Here is a 20,699-nt window from a genome sequence, read left to right on the forward strand (position 1 = left end):
ATTATTTATAGTTACACCTAATATATTATTAAAATTTTTAAAGCATTATTGCTTAGGCTTACCGAAAAATGGTTAACAGATAATCTCTAAGCATTTCCTATTTGTGATGAGAAATGTATTTCATCAATGCCTAAGTGTTTTAATGCATTATGCCATTTACTTTCAGGATTATCGGCAAAAATAAATTCTTTATTACAATCCATAACCAGCCATAGATTTTTCTCTAATTCTTCTTCAAGCTGCCCTGGTTTCCATGCTGTATAACCGACAATAAATAAGCTATTTTTAGGTCCTTTACCGGAAGCTATATCTTCTGAAATTTCTAAATTAGAGCTTACTGCTAAATCATTATGGAAATCCAATAACAAATTTTTATTATAATCGCTAGAATGAAGAAAAAATCCTTTTTCATGTTCTATGGGTCCGCCAAGATATATAGGAACCATAATCGGGGTTGTTATTTCATCATTTTTTATTTTAAAAAACGATTTTAAATCTATATGATTTACTAAGCGGTTAAATATTAATCCTATTGCTCCTTCTTCCGTGTGTGATAACATATAAATTAAGGATTTATGGTAAATGCCTTTTGTAATTACATACGGTGTAGCAACTAGTGTTTTACCGGATAAGTTATGAAAAATTTTATCACCCATAAATTAATATATAAGATTTAAGTCTAATTATTCAATAGAAGTTAACAATAATGATCACATTTTTTGATATTACTATTTTTGCTATTATTACTCTTTTCTCCTTTTTCGGCTTATATCAAGGCATAATCGGGTTTGTAACTAGAATACTCGGTTTTATTACTTCTATAATGTTAGGATATTTTTTATATCCATATATTTCTGACCTAATCGGGAAATATATGGATAATGAGGTTATAAGAATAATTATTGCCGGTGTTATATCTTATGTTATTGCTTTAATTTTATGTGTTTTTATAGTTTATAAATTTCTTGCTATAATTTCATTTATGAGAAACGGTTTTATTGAAAGATTCTTAGGGCTATTAGCAGGATTGGCCGTAGGTATTACTATCTCGTTAGTACTATTTTTTATAACAATGATCTTTACTTCTGAAAACTATTTTAAAAGTAAATCTTTAAAAGATTTTGTAGTAAGTAGCAAACAGGGCAAATATGGAGGAGTACTGAAAGTTTCCGTTACTACTGATTATTTAGATGAATTAAGTAAAAATATTATAGTTATAATTCCAAACGAGACTTTAAAATCTATTGAAATATTTGAAAATAAAGACCTAAATAATTTCAAAAATTCTCTTAAGAAATCGAATGATTCTAACGATGATGAGGATGTATTTTCTCGAGAATTACAAGATGAGCTTTCTAATATAGATGATGAATAGGATGTTATTTTGACGTCATTGCGAGGAAATTACGACATTGTTGTGCGGATCGAAAAACGTACTCAGTGTCATCCCGTGGCTTGACCACAGGATGACAACGGAACACTGATCCACGTGGGCAATGCCTGCTTGCAATGACGATTACCTACCAAACAAACACCATAACCCCTACCTGCAACCTCAAAGGGCAGTTCAAAATGCTTTAGGAGCACCTCTTGCATATGGAGCCAATAATAATGCAAAAGCAAAGCTAAAGCTAACAAGCGGTAATGGAACAGGTTCTGAGCTAACCATTACCGGTAATATTACTACTACTAAAACTATGAGAGGAGAGGTAACTTTCGTAAAGATTCCTGATATTATGAAATCGGCTCACAAACCAAACAAGTTTCTAAAGTGATGTTTGAAGGTAATCATGAATACAAATTGCATAATGATATTCATTCTAGACAAACTAATTTTGATTCGGGGACTTATAATATTCGCACGCAGGACATTACAATTAGCGGTAATGTTAGCGGTAATGCTAACATTAACGGCTCGGCATTCGATCTTAGACATAACGTAATTCTTACCAGTGATGTAGTACTTGAAGGCAATATTACTATAAATTAAATGCCTTAGGAGAAAGCGGTATAGTGTTTCAAAATCTCCCTACGGCATTCGGTACAAATATTGTGATTAATATTAATAGGGCTCATACGGTGAATGATGTAGCTATCCTATCAATTTTGAGGATGAGTAATGGAGATGCATTTGTTCCTAATGAATATACTTATACTGCAGTTACCGGAACCGTTGCTTTACCGCAAGGATTACAAGTACAACAAGTAGGAGTGCAAGCAAGTGGCACAACTGGCACATGCTCAAGCAAGAGCGGAAGCAGCGATAGTAGGAAACGTAACAGTAGCAAAAGAAACATTAGATATGTTAGGACAGAGACAAGCACGACTATAACAAGATATGGTAGCGATTCTGGTAAGGGGACAGCGACAAGTAGACAGAGAAAACTTAAGGTTAAGGCAAGCACAGAATGCACTAGCATGAATACAAGCCGAGAATCCGCAACAATTAGCAGATGCACAGCAATGATTAAATGCTGCACATGCAGGAGCCGATATAGGGGAACAAAATCGAGCACAGCAAGCTTTATTTGATATTCGTAATGTTCCGTTTGTAGCACAGTTGGACTTAACAAATGCACAAAGAGAAGTACTGGCACAAATTGCAGTACTGCAGCCAGATGGACAAGCTAGACAAAGAGAGATACAATAACCAATTGATAATGTAGCTCTAGAACTGGTTCAAGCTAGACAAGATCAAGCTGATGCAGAGACACAAGCTAACCTAGCCGGTTTAGTAGTACCGGCAAGATGTACAAGCACAAGCTCAGCGTGAACGAAAGAGCTGAACAGCAAAGACTGCAAGTGGAGTATCAGCAACGTCAAAAGCTAACGAAATAAGAGTAGCAGAGGAATATGTTAAAAAACCTGAGTCACAAAAATTAGCTGAGGCAATCAATAATACTATCGTTGTTCATACGGAAAATACTTTTGTAGTGGAAGCACAAAAAGAAGTGATTAGAGAAAAATCTGCACTTGTTATGCAAAATCCTGAAAAACATGCTGTAGAGCTTGCTAAGGAATGAGTAAATAATCAAGCTGAGCTTAAAGAAGTAGCTAAAGTAGCTAATGATGATACTGTTGTAGTGAGTAAAACAAGAACAATCCTTATTATTCGTAGCAAACTTAGCTCAAGTTGCACCTGATAATGCAAAAAAGTAGTAGAGCATTTAACCGAGCAAAAAACAAGATCGGTTAGTGTAGTTACAGCTAAAGCAGTAACTACTAGTATTAATAATTACTTATCAGGTGGTACTATGATAGTCGTTGCAGCAGGTGATGAAGCAAACCCTATAATTACTAAAAAAGGATTATGGGTTGCCGGTACTTTCGGTTCAAGTAATCAAGATGCATGTAAAGGTAATCCTAGCTATAAAAAGGCACGGTATCCAGGGTACGATTGGCGGTGAGCTTTACATCGGGGAAAATAGCCTTGTCGGTATTGTATATAGCCGTATGAACTCTGACTTTAAGTTTAAAAGTTCAAGCACTGGTGATAAATTATCAGCAGAAAGCGATATTATTTCTCTATACGGTCAACAATAATTTAGTAATGGCTTTATATTACAAGAAATATTTTCAGCAAGTAACAGTAAAATCAACAAAAAGGACTTAAGCCCGGTCGGACTTCATAGCTATAAAACGGCTAGCGGTAAATATACAAGCAAAGCTTATGGTTTTGAGGGTAATGTTGGTTATCAATTCTCTGCCATGGACGGTATAAATTTAATGCCTAATATCGGTATTAGATATAATACATATAAAGATAATGCTTATACCCAAACCGGTGCTACAGGTGTGAATAATATGTATGTCTCTGGTAAGTCCGGTAACGTAACTACAGAGATTGCAGGCATAAAATTAACCGCTCCTAAGAGATTATCAAACGATACTCAAATAGTACCAGGACTACATGCTTCCGTAAAAAATAGCTTTAGCGATAAGCGACCTAAGGTGTAGATTTATTTGGGCAGATAATTACTTTGAGAACACTACAAGTAGCAGCACACCGAAAGTCGGCTATAATGTAGGTGCAAGTTTACTTACTGCTCATAAGAATATTGAGCTATTTGTAACATATAACTGTAATTTACGCAGCAAATATACTAGCCACCAAGAGGTTCATTAAAGTTAAAGATATTATTCTAAAAATATCATCTCTGTGCGGGATATCAAATCGTCATTGCGAGCAGCCGTAGGCTGCGTGGCAATCTCATGAAATAATAACAAATTCCTGAGATTGCTTCATCAAATTACTTTGTACTTTTCCTCGCAATGAGGGAAAAACAATATCTACGCAGCAATGCCTCATCGCCTTGCGAATTCCTTACTCTTTTTGAAGTTAATCTTCGTCTACTATTCTTCATTTCACATCAGTATACTCATAATTCCCTAACCGGTTTTAGTACTAACTTTTTGTTACTAAAGATATTGATTTTAGAAAAGAAATTACTTTTTGGCTTTTTAAAATCACGTTGATAATTTTCACCGGTGACAGCATTATAGCTAGTAATTAAAGAAGGTATAACCTCGTTATAATATATTTTATAAAGGTCATGCATAGTTTCTTTGGTAGTTAAATATCCCCATTTTATGGCTTGTTGTGGTACTCTTGCTAAGGCTTCAATGCAAGCTATTGCTTCTTTAATTTCAGGGTTTTTATTTTTATACACGTCAGCTGCCGGTGATAAATTAGCTTGCATATCTTTAAACATAGCATCAATCATTAATGCCATATATTCATCGGTTTTAAATTTTCTTACAAATATTAGATTATTCCTACTGCTATAATTTAAAAGCCGAAATTTATATATAAAAATCATGAATTTTATAGCATAAACTTTTAAGCCGCTAACTTTATTTGCATTATAAAATTTAAGTTTCGTTTCATAATCTAATTGCTTTTTCATACCTGCTTTAAGGAGCTTACTCAGCAAATTATGACAATGTATTATGTCATTTTTTCTAGCAATTCGTACTTTATCGTTAGCTTTAGTACCAGAAAAATTAGCCGAATGGCGAGTTATTGGCCTACCTTTATCATCTCTTTTTATATCGGCAAAATGCCCAAGCTCTTGGGCTGCGATAATCTGAAGTCTTGCTGCCGCAGCAAAGCCGTTGCCATAAGTCGGATGGTCTTTATTGTTTTCAGCAAAAGGATTACCGCCGCATGAAACAAAAATAGCTACGTCCTTGCCGTTAGTGCTTTGCATACCGCTATTACCGCCTACTCGTTGCCAGCTAACCATATCCATCATATCGCCGATATTATGTGAGTAGGTAAGAAATACTTCTGTCTTATTAAGAAGAAGCCACCTTATTACGATTGGATGAGCCGACTGAACAAAAATACGTGTTAGCATTTCGGTTACTTCTTTCTTAACTGGCTGTAGCTTTTGTATTTGCTTTTTTAAATTATCGAAAATTGATTTTATTTTTTGATCTGAAGCGGAATTTCTGTATAAATTTTGAAAAAGCTTGGTAGTTTTAGGGATTAAATGCGGGCTTGTTAGCTCTTCTTGACTAACCATTAAGCTTATATTAAGAGCAGGTTCGGTAAACCTTGCAAAATTGCAGCAACCATCGGCATCTATCCGTAATTTACCGGACTTAATCAATTGCATAGCCAAATGCTCATACTCTATTTCCATGTCCTGCTTATAAATAGCAGGAACATGGTCAAGAATGTGATATATGCTAGTCATTTTAAAAATTTAGTGGTTATTTTCTACATTACCTGTTGGGTAGTACATCATCATTTTCGTCTATATTTAAAGGCATGAGCTCTCAGTTAAATACAAGCTCAGGTTCATTAGGTACGTGCTTCGGTTTAAGTTTTTCTTCAAATATGAGGTTTACAACAACATCTACCTTAGGGAATACTCTATCAAAGCAATCTTTAAAAAAGTTATCTGACGATTTTAACTTTATTGCATCTAATGCTTTTTTTCTACCATCTTTATTTTTAATACATATGTTAATTGCCTCTCTCCTAAAAAATAAATGAGGATAATCATCGAAAATTTTTGTAATTAGCCCCGGCTGTTGCTCGCTAAAATATTCGAGACATACCTTATTACCATATCTAAATATTTTATATGCTAAGAATAAGACAAAACAACCTTGTTCTTCTTCAGTAAATTTATCAGCAAAATATTTTTGATTAAGTAAATTTTCAACTCCTCTTCTGATGTCGGTTGAAGAAATCGCTATTTTTTTCAAAAATGGTTTTGAGCAATCAACTGAAAAGCACAAGATATCTTTATACTTCGCAGCTGTCTGCTTTTTGCTTTCTCAGTTATTATTTCAGGTTCAGATACTTGCTTTTCCATTTGCCATAAATCGTACTCTACATTGCCGGGAGTAATTTTCTTTATATCATCCCATGATGTGCTTAATCCTTTTTTTGTAGTAGTTAAAATTTGATTTAACAACGATTTAGAACTCTTTAATATCTGCATGATGATACATATAACTAATCAAAGAAATAGCATCTTGAAACGCTAATTTTTCCATAGGATTTACTATTCATTTCTTTGGTATTATTGGTATCATAACAAAAAATTTATTTTGCATTGGCAATTTAGTCGTAAAGAAATTACTGAAATCTTTCTCATTATTTTTTTTGATTTCTACACTCCTGAAATTAGCAAAAAGTAAAGCTAATCTCTGTAGATATTGTCCTACAGGTACGGTTATATCAGATTGTTTATTAATCATTTTACAAAATTTAGTAAGTACATCTACTAGCTTTTTTTCTTCCTTAGAGTTAAACATATTATCACTGGCATCATGCAGAACTGCTATTAGAGCAGTGGCAATAGAATTTAAAAACCGGACGCTGTTATGTTGCCAAGATAACAAACCCATTTTATAAGAGAAGAGGTACTCACATGTTAAATACCTTGCATCAGGAACTACTAGGCCGCTACTTACAGCACTAGCAGCAATACATACATTGTGTAAAGTCATATATTAAAACATTATCATTTGAAATCGAGGCTAATGTACCTGCATGTTTAGATGTAAGCAATATTTCAAAATTTTTACCGTCTTTGTCGGTTATTGCCCCAATTTTTTCAAAGGCGTTTTTCATGCCAACAATTTGTCGTAACTGGGTTGGGATAACATGTCTACCGTTTTAAATTGTATCAGTATAATTGATCAACAAGCTTCCTCTCCCATTCAGGCATTACATTATACCAGTTTTTACCATCTCTATTTTGATATTCTTGCTTTTGTTCTTCTATCAGACCTTTAAAAGCTACTTCCGTTTTGACTACAATATGCTTTTTCCCCTCATCATTGATGACTTTTGACAAAGTTACTATATTACAATGCTCATCATTGAAATTTTGAAAATCTTTAGCAACATTTATTTTTTATGAGCATTTTTAATACCATTTTTTCCTAGCAATTCGGCAACACTGTCAATTTCAGCTTGCATATTTTTTGAGATGTAAAACTATAGATTTTACTGCTTCTTTATTTAATTTCAGCACAAGCTCAGGTTTATTTTCGCCCTTTGCTGTGTCTATCACTCCTCTGATAGCAAAATATTGCATTTCAAAAGCTTTAGTGCCTAAAACAATTTTTTCATTGGGATTGTTACGACCGTTACGTATTAATATTAGAGTTTCACCGTTTTTCCCTTCAATTTTAGCTCTATTTGTTTCTAAAGGAACGCCTACTCTGGGGTGTGGTTAAAAATTCTTTTGTATAATTTAATAAAAGCTCTTTATCATTATCAAATTGTTTTTTTAATGATGAAAGCATTATAATATATGATAGTTGTGCATCTCTTGTTATTTTAATTAAAAATTATTATATAAAAATAATCTAGTTAAAAATATTTAACTTTATTAATTAAAATATGTTATTTATATGAATATTGATAAATTTACTGCACATGCTAAATCAGTGATAGCTAGTAGCCAATCACTTGCTGCTAAAAATGATCATCAGCAAATATTACCTTTGCATTTATTATCTAGTTTTTTAAGTGAAGAAACAGGTATAATTCAAACCCTTATTAATAATACCGGTGGTAATATAAACTTATTAAAAAATCAAGTTCAGCTAGAACTAAATAAAATCCCAAAAGTTCAGGTTGAGGGAGGGGGACAAGTTTATTCTTCTGCTGAAGCCCTTAAAGTTTTAGAAAAAGCTAGTAGCATTGCTAAAAACAGTGGGGATAGCTTTGTAACCATAGAGCGTATGTTTGAAGCATTAACTTATGATAATACTATAGCCGGTAAAATTTTAACGAATAATGGAATTAATAATAAAAAAATAGCAACAGCTATTTTACAGCTTCGTAAAGGCAGAAAAGCAGATACCGAATCAGCAGAAAATAGTTACGATGCTTTAAAGAAATATGGCAGAGACGTAACAGAGCTTGCCGAAAGCGGTAAGCTTGACCCGATAATCGGGCGTGATGAAGAAATAAGAAGAACGGTGCAGGTACTATCACGACGTATGAAAAATAATCCTGTATTGATCGGTGAACCTGGAGTCGGTAAAACTGCTATAATAGAGGGGCTTGCACAACGAATATTTAGTAAGGATGTACCTGAATCGCTTATTAATTGCCGTATTATTGAGCTTGATATGGGAGCTTTAATAGCGGGAGCTAAATATCGAGGTGAATTTGAAGAGCGTCTTAAAGCAGTGCTTAGCGAAATCAAAGAATCAAGCGGTGAAATTATTTTATTTATCGATGAATTGCATCTATTAGTCGGTACGGGAAAAACTGACGGTGCTATGGATGCCTCGAATTTACTAAAGCCGATGCTTGCTCGTGGTGAGCTGCATTGTATTGGTGCTACTACTCTAGATGAATATCGTAAATATATCGAGAAAGATGCGGCACTTGCTCGTCGTTTTCAGCCTGTTTACGTGAGTGAGCCGACGATTGAGGATACTATATCAATACTTAGAGGAATTAAAGAAAAATATGAGCTGCATCATGCAGTGCGAATTTCCGATAGTGCAATAGTTGCAGCAGCGACGTTATCAAACCGTTATGTTACCGATCGTTATTTACCTGATAAAGCTATTGATTTAATTGATGAAGCTTGTAGCCGTATGAAAATAGAGCTATCAAGTAAACCAGAAGAGCTTGATGAGCTGGACCGTCGTATTATTCAGATAAAAATAGAGCTTGCAGCACTTAAAAAAGAAAATGACGAGCATTCTAAAAAGAAAATAGAGCATTTAACTACAGAATTAGAAAAATTAGAGTCTAAATCCTATGATGTGGGAGCTAAATGGCAAGCTGAAAAGTCTAAACTACAGCAAACACAAAAGCTCAAAGAAGAACTAGACCGTAGCCGAAACGAGCTTGAACGTGCCGAACGTGATGCTAATCTCGCTAAAGCTAGTGAGCTAAAATACGGAATTATACCTGAGATTATGAAAAAGATTCAGGAAGCCGAAAGTAAGGATAATAAAGGGCTGTTAAAAGAAGTTGTATCGGAAAGCGATATAGCAAGTATTATCTCTCGTATTACTGGTATTCCAATTGATACGATGCTATCAAGTGAACGTGAGCGTCTCCTTGTGATGGAGCAGAAATTACGAGAATCGGTAATAGGGCAGGATAAGGCAATTAAAGGTGTTAGTGATGCGGTAAGAAGATCACGTGCAGGGATTCAAGATATTAACCGCCCACTTGGTTCGTTCTTATTCTTAGGACCGACTGGAGTCGGTAAAACCGAGCTTACCAAAGCCTTAGCTGGTTTTCTTTTTGATGACCGTAATGCAATACTTCGTATAGATATGTCGGAATATATGGAAAAGCACGCTATTTCTCGCCTGATAGGAGCTCCTCCCGGCTATATTGGATATGATCAAGGCGGGGTGTTGACGGAGGCAGTAAGACGCCGTCCTTATCAGGTAATATTATTTGATGAGGTTGAAAAAGCCCATCCCGACATATTTAATATTATGCTGCAAATACTTGATGAGGGAAGATTAACAGATAGTCAAGGTATAACGGTTGATTTTAAGAATACTATAATAGTTTTAACGTCTAATTTAGGTGCTGAGATACTCGTTAATCAGAAAGAGGATGAAGATACATATAAAGTAAAGGATGAGGTTATGGAATATGTAAAAGCAGTATTTAAACCTGAGTTTTTAAACAGACTAGACGAGATTATATTATTCCATCGCCTAAATCGTAATAATATTCATGATATAGTTAAGATACAGCTTGAAAGCTTAAAGAAAATTTTACTAGTACAAAATATTATTCTTGAATTTGACGAATCTGCCTTAAATTATTTAGCCGCAAAAGGTTATGATCCAAGCTTTGGAGCAAGACCCTTAAAACGTCTTATCCAGCGGGAAATACAAAATAATTTAGCCAAAATGATTTTAGCAGGCGAAATAAGTAGCGGTAAAACGGTTAAAATAAATGCAAAGGATAAAGAGTTGAAGATAACAATGAGTTAATTAATTTTTTCTGAATAACGAATTATCGCATAATCCACTATTCTTGTTAAAGACACTGTCTAATAATTATTGATTTTATCATTGCGGGCTATTAAAAGATTTGTTGCATGGCTCAAAAAATGCGTTTGATGTCATTCCTGCAGAAGTGGGCATGACATAAAACGAGCAATGCAACAAGACCACAACTAAAAGGAGTATGGTCATCTAGAAAAAGTAATAAAAAAATTCTATTAATTAGTATTAATAACATTCAATTTCAGCTAATGTTATACTTTCAGCACCTGATAATTTATAATCATCAGTACTAGTAGAGTTAGGAACTTGTAAGTCAAATAATAGTATTTTTTCTTCTTTATACGGATCAACTAAGTAAGAATTTGTAATATCTGTAACTATTGGTGATAAATAGGTTGTTGTTTCAATAAGCTTATCAATGGCATTCTGTCCATCTTTTAATATTTTATCGACTAGTTTTTTATCTTTATAAAAAGTATTTACGGCCCCTATTAAAGTTGTTGATATCTCATATATAATAACACCGTTTTTAATTATATTGGTTATATTAGAGTCTAATTTTGCTGTTTTAGAAAAAATTAAAGAAATAACAGTAGAATACTTATTAAATACATTAGGTAGTGCTAAAAAAGTATTTACGGCTGAATAGGCAGAATTGGTTGCTTCTGAAAAACAATTAAATGCTTTGTATATGTTTCCATAATTGCTATTCCTCATAAACTTACCTCTTTTTTATATATGTGATTGCCATATTTTATGGTAACTACATATCATACTACTAAATTAAGAAGTGTCAATATTAAAAAATTATATTTCTTCTTAGAGGATATCAGTAAATAAATTTTAATTACTAATATCCTCTAAACTCCACCTAGCTTTTGGACAGAAATTCAAAGGAGTAAATAACTTATTATTGTAACGCTCAAGTCCTGCATATGCAATCATTGCAGCATTATCGGTGCATAAGTGGATAGGTGGATAAATAAGCCGATAACCATATGTTTTAGCACAACTACTTAATATTTCTTGTAAATATTTATTAGCAGCGACACCGCCGGCAATAACTATATTCTTCTTATCAAAATTATTTGTTATTTGTTCATATGCTCTAATAGCATCTTGTACCTTACTACTTAGAATTTCTCCTATAGTAAATTGAAAACTTGCCGCTATATCATTGATTATAGTATCATTAATTTCCTTTAAATTCATTATTAAAGTACGCACGGCAGTTTTAAGCCCTGAAAAGGACATATTGCAATTACCACTGTTAATTATAGGTTTTGGAAATTTATATTTATGAGGATCACCAAGTTTTGCTCTTTTCTCAATTTCGGGTCCTCCGGGAAAAGCTAAGTTTAGCATTGTGGCTATCTTGTCAAAGGCTTCGCCTACGGCATCATCTATAGTAGATCCTAGTATTTTATATTTTCCAAGACCTAAAACTGCTACAAATTGGCAATGTCCGCCCGAAGCTAACAAGAGTAAATAAGGATAAGGAATATTATCGGTTAGTCTTGCAGTTAAAGCATGACCTTCTAAATGATTAATTGCAATAAAGGGTTTTTTAAAAGCACTGCTTAGTGATCTTGCAAACATTGAGCCAACTATAACACCACCAATTAAACCTGGACCAGAAGTTGCAGCAATTGTACTAATGTCCGTTAATTTAGTGTTGCTTTCTTTTAAAACATTTTTTAATGCTTTATCTAGATGGGATAAGTGAGAACGTGCAGCAATTTCAGGTACTACCCCTCCAAAAGCTGCATGTTCTGTATGTTGTGAAATGATTATATTAGATAAGATTTCTCGATTTTCGGTGATTATAGAAACAGCTGTATCATCACAGCTTGATTCTATACCTAAAATTTTTATCATTCAAATTGAAACTAATTAGAGGTGTTGTTAAGTAAAAAATGATAGTTTGCGTCATTGTGAGCAACACCAAAACCTGACTGCAATTACGATACCTATCTTTATTTAATAAAGTCTAATGAGATACCTTTAAGGTATTTAATTGATTATACAGCTTATAAATAGATTGTTCGGCATCAATAATTTTTTTATTAACTATTTTTAATAGTTTTTCCGAAGGTTTTTCTGTTATTTGCGTTGCAGAACTTACTTGCTCCGCTAACTTTTTAAGTGATTCTTGTATTTCTACAAAAGATTTTTTAAATTGTTCTTTAATAGTAATAGATGATTCTTCAAGCTCTTTAATTTTTAAGCATAGATTTTCTAATAAATGATCTATTTTAGTTTGCATTAAAGTCAATTTTTGCTTTTCTTGTTCACTAAGATAGCTTAAAGTTTCTTGCATTTTTGCCTGTATACGTATTTTTGTAGTACGTTCAAGTTCTGAAGCTAAACCGATTTTACTCATTAGAAATATTATCCATTTGTGAACATCAAAATGATACCATTTTGTACCGTTACGATAATCTGAAGGAAAAGCATGATGGTAATTATGCCAATTTTCACCGAGTAAGAATAATGCCATCCACCAAATGTCTCCGGCAGTGCCTTTATAATATTTTTTACTACCGGCAAAGTGGCATAAAGAATTAACGCAGAAGGTTGCTTGCTGTTGTAGGAATCTACCGAGCCCCATAAATAAAAACCCTGCATATGCCGATTGTATAGTACCGCCGACTAAGTAACCGATAAATAAAGGCACGACAATATTCATAAAAGCTGCTATTTGCCAATAATATCTTAGCTGCCATTTTAATAAATTGTTTTTCCCGTGCTTAGCCCAAGTAATGCGATCAATAGACTTATAGCTACCGCTCCCGACCAGCATCCATCCTATATGAGACCAAATAAAGCCTAAAAATTTATTATCAAATTTTAAAGGAGTATGTGGATCTTGGTCTTGATCCGTATATCTATGATGTTTATAATGATTCGATGCCCAAGATAAAGCTGGTCCTTGTAATGTTCCTGCAGACAGCATAATTAAGACAAACTCGGCATATTTATTTATTTTATAGGCATTATGAGACCATAACCTATGTAAACCGATCCCAACGGTAATATTATTAACATAATAACTAGCAATTATAAAAATAACTTCAGTTAGCCCTATTCCATAATCAAACGAATATTTAACTACAAGAGATATAATAAAAATAGGATAAAATATTAAAGCAAATAAAGCGGGCTTATTTAGTTTACTTAACATAAAATTTACAGTTTTTAGTTATAAAATATAAATATATATAATTAGCAACGAATAAAATCTTAATCATATTATACATTAATATATTAACATACTTAATGCATAAATACAAAGAAAATTTTGACAATAAAATTCTAGTTATCCTTATTTAGACAATAATCGATAAAATGAACGGTTGTAATAATTAAATTGTCTTTTCCTAAGGTCTCTCTAATCCTATTTGATATGAACATCTATGAGACATTCATTAAAGATCTCTTCGCTTTCCCATAAACATTTTATTATTTCTTGACACGAAAATACTTCATTTGGAACCTGAAAAAAAGTCGTACAATTTTAAACTCAGTAGGACCTAGACGAATATTCAGTCCGTCTTTGTATACTTCAGTATTTAAATCAATATTTAGATTCTTAAATTTAATAATATTATCTTATATAACTGACTTAGAACGTCTCAATAAGCTCTTTAAAGTACCTACTGTTTGCTCAGATAAGAAGGGCTTATAAAAGCACGTTATCGTCTATGTTCTATTAAACGTTATTTTATTTATTGTTATTAAAGGATTTTTTTGTAATTCTGCACTAATAATCATGATAGCAAGCGGCTGACTAAAAAAATAAGTTAATGCTTTTTCTAGAGTTGCAGCCCTCATTATATTAAATCCTGCTCTATATCATTCCTTAAAGAAATATTAACACTTTTTTATTTTTTGCTTCTATAATTAAAACTTCAGGTAATAGCTTATCAAATACTGAATTAATCTTCATTAATTTTTAGTAAATAATTAAAAATTTTTGTAATAATTTCTAATTTATTAGGGTTTATAGCAAACTTTTTATAAAAAGAAACAAAGAAATAATAATTTTTTAAAGATAATACTTGAATTTAATAGTTTTAGTTGCTATAAATAGCTTTATTTTAAAGTTTGTTTGTTGGAGATTCTTATATATCATGAGCTTTTATGAATCAGTTTTTATTCTACGCCAAGACGTATCATTAAACGATATAGATAAAATTGTTGATGATTTTGCTAAAATTATTAAAGATAATAATGGCACTATCGTAAAAAAAGAATATTGGGGGTTAAGAACTTTAGCTTACAAAATCGGTAATAACAAAAAAGGACATTATTATTTTTTAGGTCTAGATATTACTGGTAATGTAAAAGAAGAGCTAGAAAGAAAAATGAAGCTTAACGAAAATGTTATTAGATTTCTTACAATTCAAGCAGCTTCAATTAGTAGTGAACCTTCACCGATATTAAGAAATCAAGGTAGAGAGGATACTCCGGTAATTGACGTAACGATTAATAATTAAATTTGTAAGCATTAAGGTTAAAGAATGTTAAAAAGTAATAATGCTGGTGAAACAGCTGCTCGTAAGGTGGGAGATAAAACTGCTAAAAAAGTATTTTTTAGAAGACGTAAAGGATGCCCTCTTTCTGTGCCTAATGCACCTGTTATTGATTATAAAAATCCTGAGCTTTTAATAAAATTTGTCTCTGAAGGTGGTAGAATGTTACCAAGCAGGATCACAAATGTTTGTGCAAAGAAACAAAGAAAGCTAAATAATGCTATTAAAATTGCAAGAATTTTAGCGTTGTTACCTTTTGTATTTCAAGCTAAATAAAGGCATAATACATGGAAATTATATTAATAAAGCCCGTAAGAAAATTAGGTAAAATTGGCGACATACTCAAAGTAGCAGACGGGTTTGGTCGTAATTATCTTTTACCGCAAAGATTAGCTATTAGAGCTACTGAGCCTAATAAAGAGCTAATAGTTAAACAAAAACACGAATTTGAAGCAAAAGATAAGCAAATAAGAGAAAAAGTAGAAAAAATTAATGCTCTTATTAAGGATCAAAAATTAGTTTTTATCCGTCAAACATTAGATGACGGTAAACTTTTCGGTTCGGTTACTAATAAAGAAATAGCCGATAAATTATCTGAAAATGTATCTTATAGTATTTCTCATTCAAATATTATTCTTGATAAACAAATTAAATCTACCGGAGTTTATACAGTTGAAATAAGACTCCATGCAGAGCTTAATGCTGTAGTTACAGTTGTTGTTGCAAGATCAGAATCAGAAGCCCAAGATTATTTACGTGAACAAAAGACTGAAACTTCAGAGGATTTAGCTGAGTCAGCATAAATTTTCTTTCTCATCTAATTGTATGGTTTTTTGTTACCATTGCAAAAGCAGGGCATTATTGTATGGATTGAGAAATTTGCTCGATGTTATTCCCGCGTAGGCGGGTATCCAGCATAAAGCGAACTTTTAATTTTAAAAATTTGCTGTATTTATACTTTCTTCTAAATCCCTGCTTTCGCAGGAATGACATAGGAGCCATGCAACAACGTCCCACCTACGTGGGGAAATGACATACTACTACGTTTGACCACAATATCCAAACACTTTACAATACTAACATTTTTCAACCATGCTATATGAAAAATTTGAGTATAATATCAATAATCTAATAGGTAATTTTGGCTTATCTAAAATATCGATTGCAGTATCTGGTGGGAGCGATTCGGTAGCACTTCTTTATCTTGCTAATATTTGGGCAGAAAAAAATAATATAGAATTATTTGTTATATCGGTTGATCATAACTTACGGGAACAGTCGAAGCAAGAGACCCATTATATCCAAAGTATCAGTAATAGTCTAAATCGCAAGCATTATAGTTTATCTTTTGACCATCAAAATAATTTTTCCAATTTACAAGAAAGAGCAAGAGAAGGACGCTATGATTTGATGACAAATCTATGTCTAGAACTCGATATATTAGTACTTTTAACTGCTCACCATGAAGATGATTACGTAGAAAATTTTTGTTTAAGATTAGAACGTAATAGCGGTATATTTGGACTTAGTAGCAGTAATATCAATTGGTATAATAATATACAAATAATTAGACCGCTATATAATATTCCAAAAAGTGAATTAGTAGAATATTTAGTCAGTCATAATATAAAATGGTTTGAAGATGAGTCAAATTCATCTGATAAATATAGACGAAATGTTATTAGGCAAAAATTAGCTAAAGGTACAGATTATATTAGACATCTTTCCAAACCAGCTTATAGAGAGGAATTTAAAGGAGACACGGAACACAGCACCGCAGCGTACATAAGCGTAGGTGAGGAGGCATTGTTGCGTGGACTGGTAAAACTCACTGTGTCACCCCGCCGTGGCTTGACAGAGGTAAAATTGATCCACGCAACAATGCCATGTGAGGATGCAAGTACCGGAACGGTGTCTAAATTACCTCTAACAGTGAAGTTTGGAAAGATGTCTAAAGCCGCAATAATCTCACAACAACTTAAAATCAACAAACTTATAGAAAACGAGTTTAAGCCTGAATTAATATCGGCGATAGCTGAAGCGGTCAAGATTTTTGAATATGGCTTTGCTTTTCTTGATTTAGTTAAATTTGATAAGTTTTCAAATGAGGTGAAAGTACAAATAATTAATTTTTTACTGATAATAATTAGTGGACAATCTAGAGCAGCTCGTTTTTATTCGGTAGAACCTATTTTGAAATTAATTACTCAAGACGTAAACTTTAAGAATACACTTCATGGCTGTATAATTAAGCGTATACAAAACGAGTTACTTATATACAGGGAATTCGGCAAAAAATTACCTGAGAGTAAAATATTACTAGATAAATCTGTTATTTGGGATAATAGATTTTGTATCACAAAAAATCAAGAAACTCCAAATTGTTTTGTAACTCATCTATCGTTAGAAGATTATAAAATAATAAAGAAACAATTAGATTTAGAACCTTTGAAAAATCTATCCTGCAAAAACCACAATGCAGTTTTATTGACCTTACCTATCATTAAAATACTTGAAAAAGTTATAGCAATACCACATATATCATATTATGATAATGACATGTGGAACTTTGAAGTATCTTTTTCTCCAAATTTTGTATCTCGTTTCACCCATTTTTGCTAACACCGGTATTTAAGAGGTTATCTGTAAATAAATTTTAACTACTAATTAAAATTTATTTACAGACCTCTCTTATACCAATAAAAATTTTTATTAGGTTTTATATCGATGAATAATCAAGGTAGAAGTATTTTAGCTTGGGCAGCACTTTTTATTTTTGTAATATTACTTTTTAATGTGTTCCAATCTGACGGTTTACTTGGCGGAAGAAATAATATAACTTTCTCGGATTTTTTAACACGAGTTGATGAAAAGACCGTTAATTCGGTAAAAATTCAGGGTAGAGTAATTGAAGGTACTTCAAATGACGGCTCTACTTTTCACACTTATGCTCCTGATTATCCTGATTTAGTAAATCGTCTTACTAGCAATGACATTAATATTGAAGTAGTGCCTCTTGAAACAAGAATGAATACCTTTTTAGGCTTTTTAATTTCTTGGTTTCCTATGCTTTTATTGATAGGTGTTTGGGTTTTTTTTATGCGTCAAATGCATGGAGGTGGGAAAGCCATGGGGTTTGGAAAATCTAAAGCTAGGTTGCTATCAGATAAAGGACCAAAAATTACCTTTAAAGATGTAGCCGGTATCGATGAAGCAAAAGAAGAATTAACTGAAATAGTAGATTTTTTAAGAGATCCAAGCAAGTTCCAAAAGCTTGGTGGTAAAATACCGAAAGGCTGCTTACTTATAGGCCCTCCCGGAACCGGTAAGACACTTCTTGCTAAAGCAATTGCAGGTGAGGCTAATGTTCCGTTTTTTAGCATATCCGGCTCTGATTTTGTTGAAATGTTTGTAGGTGTCGGTGCAAGCCGTGTGCGTGATATGTTTGAACAGGGTAAACGTAATGCTCCTTGTATTATCTTTATCGATGAAATTGATGCGGTAGGTCGTCATAGAGGTATCGGTATGGGTGGCGGCAATGATGAACGTGAGCAAACCTTAAACCAAATGTTAGTCGAAATGGATGGATTTGAAGCAAACGAGGGAGTTGTGATCATTGCAGCTACAAACCGTCCTGATGTTCTTGATCGTGCATTACTGCGTCCCGGTAGGTTTGATCGTCAAATTGCCGTTGCAAACCCTGATATAAACGGTCGTGAGCAAATTCTAAAAGTACATTTAAAGAAAATTAAATATAATAGTACGGTACTAGCACGAATTATTGCTCGCGGTACCCCGGGCTTTTCCGGTGCTGAACTTGCTAACTTAGTTAATGAAGCTGCTCTTATTGCTGCAAGGCTTGGTAAGAAAGAAGTAGATATGCACGACATGGAAGAGGCAAAAGATAAGGTGCTGATGGGAGTTGCACGTCGCTCTATTGCAATGTCGGAGAAAGAAAAAAGGTTGACTGCATATCATGAAGGCGGACATGCATTAGTAGGACTGTATTGTCCTGCAGCATCACCTATTCATAAGGCTACGATTATACCGCGTGGTAATGCTCTTGGGATGGTGCAAAGACTTCCTGAAACTGATGAATATTCTCAAAATCGTGAACAGATGGAATCATCTATAGCAGTTTATATGGCAGGAAGAGTAGCGGAGGAAATTATTTTTGGTAGAAATAAAGTTACCTCAGGAGCTTCGTCGGATATAAAAGGTGCAACTAATATTGCAAGAGCGATGGTTACAAAAGCAGGTTTAAGTGATTTAATAGGCCCGATATTTCACGGTTCAAGTGGTGACGATATGTATGGTAGACAACCTAATAATGAAACCTCGGAAGCTACTGCAGAGTTAATTGATGCTGAAGTTAAAAGAATTATTACGCAAGGATATGAATTTGCAAAAGATATTTTAACAAAACATATAGATCAACTTCATACCTTAGCAAATGCTTTAATTGAATATGAGACATTGTCCGGTCAGCAAATTAAAAATTTACTTAGTGGTAGAGCTTTAGATTCAGAAGAGGAGAATAAATTTCCTTTTAATGATTCATCTACTATAAAAATAGATAAAGAAAAATCACCTGAGAAAACAAAAACAACTAAAGCTAAAAAAGAAAATTCCGCTTCCTAAGTTTAGTAGTATAATTTATAGATTTATTTTGTGGTATTGGTGGTTTTAGAAAACCCTTTAAAGGGTCTTGAATGTGTTTTTTTTTTCTGATATAGACAAAGACGTACAAGAAGCATATAAAAGACATTTCGGTGATAAGCCATACGGTGATATTACAGAAATATCAGAAACCAAAATCTCTAAACATGATATTTTATGTGCCGGTTTTCCTTGCCAATCTTTTAGTATTTCAGATAAGAGGCTTGGTATAGGAGATGTAGACTCTTGTATGAAATGATCAGAATAGCACAATATCATAAACCCTATATGTATTATTGCTTAAGAATGTTAAAAATATTCTGAATATTAATAATGGCAGCGTAATTGAAACTATAGACCAAAAATTAAATGAGGTTGGCTATAAAGTATATAGAAATGTGTTAAATGTTTCATTGTTTGGAGTACTGCAAACGAAGAAAAAGGGTTTATTTTTTGTTTGTGTATGAAAAGATTTTAGCAGTGAATATACACTCAAATATGTAAAACCAGAAGAGTCTTATGAAAGGATTTTGCTTAATGATATTTTAACAGGATGTTGATAAAAACGTATATATTAATGTTTAATGGAATATACTCGATCAACTTCAAAAATTGGCTACGTCGTTCTACAAGTATTGCGGTACTCACGTATTGAAGTATACGCTATGTTCCTCGTCTTGTGAACTCTTAGCTCTTTTTGAAGTTGATCTTCGTATAATGGATTACTAACTATAAATATCGTCATTGTGAGTAGGCATTGTTGCGTGGACCAGTAAATACTCTTGATGTCATTCCCGCGGAAGCAGTAAAACCTACAAAAAACTTGTTTTTTAGGTTTATTTTGTTAATACTAAGACTATTTTTTCTGGATTTCTGCTTCTATGGGAATGACATCGGTATCCACGCTGGCAATATCTTATAAGTAACTGTAAGTAGCATGGCAACCTAGAGACATTAATGTCATCCACGTAACAGGTATGCAAGATTGTTAATTAGCTAATTATTTTGTATAGTTCTAAAAACAAATTTTAAGAG

General features: G+C 33.0%; 19 protein-coding genes and 3 pseudogenes. 12 read left to right on the forward strand and 10 right to left on the reverse strand.

From position 1 onward, the window contains the following. Window positions 1–86 precede the first annotated feature (86 nt). On the reverse strand, window positions 87–656 hold the full coding sequence (locus QUD19_RS02440) for a YqgE/AlgH family protein (RefSeq protein WP_498808483.1): 570 nt from the start codon (window positions 654–656) through the stop codon (window positions 87–89). A 50-nt stretch (window positions 657–706) separates the two neighbouring features. Here QUD19_RS02440 and QUD19_RS02445 point away from each other — a divergent pair, with 50 nt between their 5' ends. From QUD19_RS02445 to QUD19_RS02460, 4 genes and pseudogenes are all read left to right on the forward strand, one after another. Then, window positions 707–1,375: a CvpA family protein gene (locus QUD19_RS02445; protein ID WP_498808484.1), complete on the forward strand. Its 669-nt coding sequence runs from the start codon at window positions 707–709 to the stop codon at window positions 1,373–1,375. A gap of 172 nt (window positions 1,376–1,547) precedes the next feature. Beyond that, a pseudogene (locus tag QUD19_RS02450) lies at window positions 1,548–2,160 on the forward strand (hypothetical protein); the annotation flags it as partial. Between the two features lie 1,094 nt (window positions 2,161–3,254). Beyond that, complete coding sequence (locus QUD19_RS02455) at window positions 3,255–3,407, forward strand: hypothetical protein (protein ID WP_498808485.1); 153 nt, start codon at window positions 3,255–3,257, stop codon at window positions 3,405–3,407. Between the two features lie 187 nt (window positions 3,408–3,594). Then, a pseudogene (locus tag QUD19_RS02460) lies at window positions 3,595–4,146 on the forward strand (autotransporter outer membrane beta-barrel domain-containing protein). 233 nt (window positions 4,147–4,379) lie between these two features. Here the strand turns inward: QUD19_RS02460 and QUD19_RS02465 are convergent. From QUD19_RS02465 to QUD19_RS02485, 5 genes and pseudogenes are all read right to left on the reverse strand, one after another. Continuing rightward, on the reverse strand, window positions 4,380–5,702 hold the full coding sequence (locus QUD19_RS02465; RefSeq protein ID WP_498808486.1) for a DUF2748 family protein: 1,323 nt from the start codon (window positions 5,700–5,702) through the stop codon (window positions 4,380–4,382). Window positions 5,703–5,711: 9 nt separating this feature from the next. Continuing rightward, window positions 5,712–6,239, reverse strand: a pseudogene (locus QUD19_RS02470) (hypothetical protein). A gap of 286 nt (window positions 6,240–6,525) precedes the next feature. Further along, window positions 6,526–6,969, reverse strand: a complete 444-nt coding sequence (locus QUD19_RS02475; protein WP_498808487.1) for a hypothetical protein — start codon at window positions 6,967–6,969, stop codon at window positions 6,526–6,528. A gap of 179 nt (window positions 6,970–7,148) precedes the next feature. Beyond that, window positions 7,149–7,319 (reverse strand): hypothetical protein, encoded by a 171-nt coding sequence (locus QUD19_RS02480; RefSeq protein WP_498808488.1) that lies wholly within the window; start codon window positions 7,317–7,319, stop codon window positions 7,149–7,151. Between the two features lie 114 nt (window positions 7,320–7,433). Beyond that, window positions 7,434–7,562 (reverse strand): hypothetical protein, encoded by a 129-nt coding sequence (locus QUD19_RS02485; protein WP_498808489.1) that lies wholly within the window; start codon window positions 7,560–7,562, stop codon window positions 7,434–7,436. A 319-nt stretch (window positions 7,563–7,881) separates the two neighbouring features. Between QUD19_RS02485 and clpB the strand changes: the two genes are divergently transcribed. After that, complete coding sequence (gene clpB / locus QUD19_RS02490; protein ID WP_498808490.1) at window positions 7,882–10,455, forward strand: ATP-dependent chaperone ClpB; 2,574 nt, start codon at window positions 7,882–7,884, stop codon at window positions 10,453–10,455. Between the two features lie 240 nt (window positions 10,456–10,695). Here clpB and QUD19_RS02495 read toward each other — a convergent pair whose 3' ends face one another. From QUD19_RS02495 to QUD19_RS02510, 4 genes are all read right to left on the reverse strand, one after another. Next, window positions 10,696–11,187 carry a DUF5424 family protein gene (locus QUD19_RS02495; protein WP_498808491.1) on the reverse strand — a complete coding sequence of 164 codons (492 nt, stop codon included), beginning with the start codon at window positions 11,185–11,187 and terminating at the stop codon, window positions 10,696–10,698. Between the two features lie 126 nt (window positions 11,188–11,313). Then, entirely contained in the window at window positions 11,314–12,348 is a 1,035-nt protein-coding gene (gene tsaD / locus QUD19_RS02500; protein WP_498808492.1) for a tRNA (adenosine(37)-N6)-threonylcarbamoyltransferase complex transferase subunit TsaD, read from the reverse strand. Window positions 12,349–12,460: 112 nt separating this feature from the next. Then, window positions 12,461–13,654 carry a fatty acid desaturase gene (locus QUD19_RS02505; RefSeq protein WP_498808493.1) on the reverse strand — a complete coding sequence of 398 codons (1,194 nt, stop codon included), beginning with the start codon at window positions 13,652–13,654 and terminating at the stop codon, window positions 12,461–12,463. A 518-nt stretch (window positions 13,655–14,172) separates the two neighbouring features. After that, window positions 14,173–14,304 (reverse strand): hypothetical protein, encoded by a 132-nt coding sequence (locus tag QUD19_RS02510; RefSeq protein WP_498808494.1) that lies wholly within the window; start codon window positions 14,302–14,304, stop codon window positions 14,173–14,175. Window positions 14,305–14,603: 299 nt separating this feature from the next. Between QUD19_RS02510 and rpsF the strand changes: the two genes are divergently transcribed. The 7 genes from rpsF to QUD19_RS02545 all read left to right on the forward strand — a co-directional run bounded on the left by rpsF (window position 14,604) and on the right by QUD19_RS02545 (window position 20,131). Further along, window positions 14,604–14,969, forward strand: a complete 366-nt coding sequence (gene rpsF, locus QUD19_RS02515; RefSeq protein WP_498808495.1) for a 30S ribosomal protein S6 — start codon at window positions 14,604–14,606, stop codon at window positions 14,967–14,969. A 24-nt stretch (window positions 14,970–14,993) separates the two neighbouring features. Further along, window positions 14,994–15,281, forward strand: coding sequence for a 30S ribosomal protein S18 (gene rpsR / locus QUD19_RS02520; RefSeq protein ID WP_498808496.1), 288 nt, complete (start codon window positions 14,994–14,996; stop codon window positions 15,279–15,281). 11 nt (window positions 15,282–15,292) lie between these two features. Beyond that, window positions 15,293–15,808, forward strand: coding sequence for a 50S ribosomal protein L9 (gene rplI / locus QUD19_RS02525; protein WP_498808497.1), 516 nt, complete (start codon window positions 15,293–15,295; stop codon window positions 15,806–15,808). Window positions 15,809–16,097: 289 nt separating this feature from the next. Next, window positions 16,098–17,627, forward strand: a complete 1,530-nt coding sequence (tilS, locus tag QUD19_RS02530) for a tRNA lysidine(34) synthetase TilS (protein ID WP_498808498.1) — start codon at window positions 16,098–16,100, stop codon at window positions 17,625–17,627. 105 nt (window positions 17,628–17,732) lie between these two features. Beyond that, entirely contained in the window at window positions 17,733–19,646 is a 1,914-nt protein-coding gene (gene ftsH, locus QUD19_RS02535; RefSeq protein WP_498808499.1) for an ATP-dependent zinc metalloprotease FtsH, read from the forward strand. 73 nt (window positions 19,647–19,719) lie between these two features. Continuing rightward, window positions 19,720–19,923 (forward strand): DNA cytosine methyltransferase, encoded by a 204-nt coding sequence (locus QUD19_RS02540; RefSeq protein WP_498808500.1) that lies wholly within the window; start codon window positions 19,720–19,722, stop codon window positions 19,921–19,923. A gap of 37 nt (window positions 19,924–19,960) precedes the next feature. After that, on the forward strand, window positions 19,961–20,131 hold the full coding sequence (locus tag QUD19_RS02545) for a DNA cytosine methyltransferase (protein ID WP_498808501.1): 171 nt from the start codon (window positions 19,961–19,963) through the stop codon (window positions 20,129–20,131). Window positions 20,132–20,699: the final 568 nt, after the last annotated feature.

Source organism: Candidatus Rickettsia kotlanii, assembly GCA_030295365.1.
Lineage (GTDB): Bacteria > Pseudomonadota > Alphaproteobacteria > Rickettsiales > Rickettsiaceae > Rickettsia > Rickettsia kotlanii.